We start from the raw sequence: 2,883 nt of genomic DNA on the forward strand, positions 1-2,883 counted from the left end.
CTTTTAAGTCAAAATGCGAAACCGATATTTGGGCACCCAAACCATGTGGCAGTAGCACTTGTAGACTACATGGCTCGATTTCCCGTGTTTGGAAATGCCATAAAGATAGCCATTGCCAGTAGGACATAACCACCTGTAAAGCAGGTGGATTTCTAAAATGAAGTAGAACATGGTTCATTAGGTCTGTATAAGTACACGTTCCGAAACACTCATAGATGTATCTGGGGTCCGCGCCAGATTTAATACGGATTACCATAAAATAGTTCAAAATCACTCATAGATCATATTAAACGCATTAAAATGTAAAACAATTTAGCTTGGAAAAACACGATTCCTGCCTTAGAATCGTCTATCATGGAGTTTTAGATTATGCGTAAAGTCTGATTTTAGCATACTGAATCCCAAAAATCAATACCTCTTTGAAAGTTACTATGCTGTTAAGGTGGCAAAAAGCAATGATTATTGTATTTTAACAAGTATCCTGCTTGACAAATTGTATTTTCAAATGCGTTCGACCTGTTCATAGATGTATCCGGGGTAGCAATGAGCGGGCCTGCAATGGCGTTCTGGGAATATTTTTAGCTGATATTTTTCATCCGGTTTTTGATTACCCGCTTTTCTTTGATTCACCGGTTTTCCTACGACAGCAACCAATTTACTTCTCTCTTCTGGTTTATCAACCTGACTATTACTTACCAAAAGTTCTTCCGATGACCTGCAGGTTGGCGGTATGAACCGGGTCACTTTTTCTTCGACAGGTTTTATCGCTTCATTTGCTGGTGCTGGCAGTTAACAGGTCCTTTTGAGTCCTTTTGACCGCTAAATCCTCATGGGCCAAACCCGAATACCCCCCCTTGTCCGGGCCATTGACCTGGCTTAATTCGTCGGTATTGCAATATAAAAGAGGAATGGACTGAGAACGATGCGTAACAGCCGCATAGGCAATACAATACCAAGCAACACAAGTAAAGCAAGCAGCAGGAATACTAATGGTTTGGACAGTGGTGCCTGCTGAGGCCGCACTGTCCCTGCGGACTTTCTGATAGCGGGCCAATGGGGTTGAATGGCGGGTAGAAATCTCGTATGACGCTCCTCCAAGACCACATTTTTTATTTTCAGCCCGTTCTGAATAATCAGTTGGCCCGTGTGCACATCACCTTTGTTGGAAAAGTAGCGAACATGTACATGTGTACCCCTAGAAGCCGGTGTCAGAGCAAGCTTGGGTGAAAAAACGGGACGGCTATCGATAGCAAGTTGAAAACACTCTGGGGCATCTGTTGTCAGCGTTACGGGTTCATTGACACCTTGTTGTTCAACCGTCAGGACCAAAAAACTGGGTTTGTCGGCAGTCGTCTGTACAAATGAAAGTTTAGACGCACTTACCGTCAGCAAACCGTCCCATTTAAAAAGCGAATGGCTGGGGTGGTCTAATTTAGCGGCACACTTTACTTGCGAGTTAATCGCGATACTGTCTCTCAAATTGTTCAGGGCTTTTGTAGCCCAGCGACGAGTGCTTTCGCACCGCTCAGGCGGCCCTGCCGATTGTAATAGCACTCAATACAATCAGAGACCTCCACTTTGGCGTCTTCCACGTCAAGAAATGCCCCGCCTTCCAGCATTTCCGCCTTCAGTCGGACGCATGGGCGGTCCCATCCAAAACGACTCGGCAAAGGCGTTGTCGTAAGGGTCGTCGGCCCGGCTCATACTGGGCCTTATCTTCCACAACCTGACCAGATCACGCAGCTTGTTTGAGACGTACTGGCCGCCCCGGTCGGAATGAACGATCAGACCTGCAGGAGCCTGCCGCAACCTCAAAGCATTCCGCAGCGGAGTAATGACCAACGCATCCTCCGTGTCGTCATCCACCCGCCAGCCGACTATCCTTCTGGTAAACAACGGGGTGGCCCGAGCCATCCATCCAACTAGCCAGGTAGCACCAGCCCCCGCCGGCCAAGGGCAGGTACGTGATGTCGCTCATCCAGACTTGGTCAGGAGCCTCAGGCGGCGGCTGATTCAGCAGTGGATTGGGCGGCATGGGCCGTCCCACAGTAGCCCTTTCCGTGTGTGCTGTCGGTCGTGCGCGACGGTCGGCCGCTGCCGCACAAACGACTTCGGCTGTATGGGTCGCAACCCACTGTTCCTCATAAGGCTGCGAACCTGGTGCCGCCCGATGGCGTATCCCTGCTCGCATAACTCAGCGGTGATCCGCCGACTTCCGTACCTGCGCTTGTGTTCGCCAAAGACCCTTTCTACCAGGAGCTCTTCTTCTTCCCTTCTAGCCATCGGCTGGTAGCTGCCGCCCCTCACATAACGGTGATGAGCCCTGCGACCGCCGGGCGGCCCCGTGGCCCCCGACACCAAACAGAGTGTGCTGACGGCGAACTCGCCGGACAGGGTGTCAATCAAGTCGTAGGGCACGGTCAGCTCGCGCGGCTGAAAATGCTCCGCGCGGCGTCCGCAAGGCTTTTTTTGAAATGTCCCGCTCGGCCTCCCGTTGGCGAACCCGTTCCTTAAGCTGCTGGTTTTCAACTGAAAGTTCGCCCTGGCGAACCGTCTTCCCTTTTCCCATTTTGTTCTTGCTTTTCCAAGTGTGGATCAGGTTTTCGGAGATTCCCAGAGCCCCGGCGGCGTAACGAACCGATTGACCGCTCTCGACCATCCTGAGAACCTCTGCCTTGAAGGCTGCATCGTACTTGCGTCGTTTTTTGTCTTCGTGCATAGTCTTGCTAATTTAAGCAAGTTCACTGTGCCGATAAACCGAACCATCTCAAGGAAGCTCCGCCAATCTTTGACAATTTCAATTGTACCATACCTATCAACAAAACGACATCAATTACGGGTGAGTCCGGTAAAGGCAAAAGTACGCTCATCGAGTTGCTACTG

Annotated in this window: 6 protein-coding genes; 1 reads left to right on the forward strand and 5 read right to left on the reverse strand. The window is 50.3% G+C overall.

Features of this window, described 5'->3' with window-relative positions; translation table 11 throughout:
- Positions 1-876: 876 nt before the first annotated feature.
- The 5 genes from ACEW8P_RS17875 to ACEW8P_RS17895 form a co-directional block, all read right to left on the reverse strand.
- Positions 877-1,479: a hypothetical protein gene (locus ACEW8P_RS17875; protein WP_373514439.1), complete on the reverse strand. Its 603-nt coding sequence runs from the start codon at positions 1,477-1,479 to the stop codon at positions 877-879.
- Positions 1,480-1,593: 114 nt separating this feature from the next.
- Positions 1,594-1,866, reverse strand: a complete 273-nt coding sequence (locus tag ACEW8P_RS17880; protein ID WP_373514440.1) for a DDE-type integrase/transposase/recombinase — start codon at positions 1,864-1,866, stop codon at positions 1,594-1,596.
- Entirely contained in the window at positions 1,859-2,035 is a 177-nt protein-coding gene (locus ACEW8P_RS17885) for a hypothetical protein (protein ID WP_373514441.1), read from the reverse strand. The genes ACEW8P_RS17880 and ACEW8P_RS17885 overlap by 8 nt, the downstream gene beginning before the upstream one ends.
- Entirely contained in the window at positions 2,014-2,283 is a 270-nt protein-coding gene (locus tag ACEW8P_RS17890; RefSeq protein WP_373514442.1) for an IS3 family transposase, read from the reverse strand. Before ACEW8P_RS17890 ends, ACEW8P_RS17885 begins: the two co-directional genes overlap by 22 nt.
- Before the next feature lie 115 nt (positions 2,284-2,398).
- Positions 2,399-2,719: a transposase gene (locus ACEW8P_RS17895; RefSeq protein WP_373514443.1), complete on the reverse strand. Its 321-nt coding sequence runs from the start codon at positions 2,717-2,719 to the stop codon at positions 2,399-2,401.
- 65 nt (positions 2,720-2,784) lie between these two features.
- On the opposite strand from ACEW8P_RS17895, the gene ACEW8P_RS17900 reads away from it, so the two are divergent.
- The coding region (locus ACEW8P_RS17900; protein ID WP_373514444.1) for an ATP-binding cassette domain-containing protein at positions 2,785-2,883 on the forward strand (99 nt) is incomplete at its 3' end.

This window comes from Persicitalea sp. (genome assembly GCF_041751555.1).
GTDB lineage: Bacteria > Bacteroidota > Bacteroidia > Cytophagales > Spirosomataceae > Persicitalea.

Excerpts from the sequence above, each read along its gene's own strand:
- ACEW8P_RS17885 (WP_373514441.1), bottom strand. The coding sequence starts at position 2,035 with ATGCCGCCCAATCCACTGCTGAATCAGCCGCCGCCTGAGGCTCCTGAC.
- ACEW8P_RS17890 (WP_373514442.1), bottom strand. The coding sequence starts at position 2,283 with ATGGCTAGAAGGGAAGAAGAAGAGCTCCTGGTAGAAAGGGTCTTTGGC.
- ACEW8P_RS17895 (WP_373514443.1), bottom strand. The coding sequence starts at position 2,719 with ATGCACGAAGACAAAAAACGACGCAAGTACGATGCAGCCTTCAAGGCA.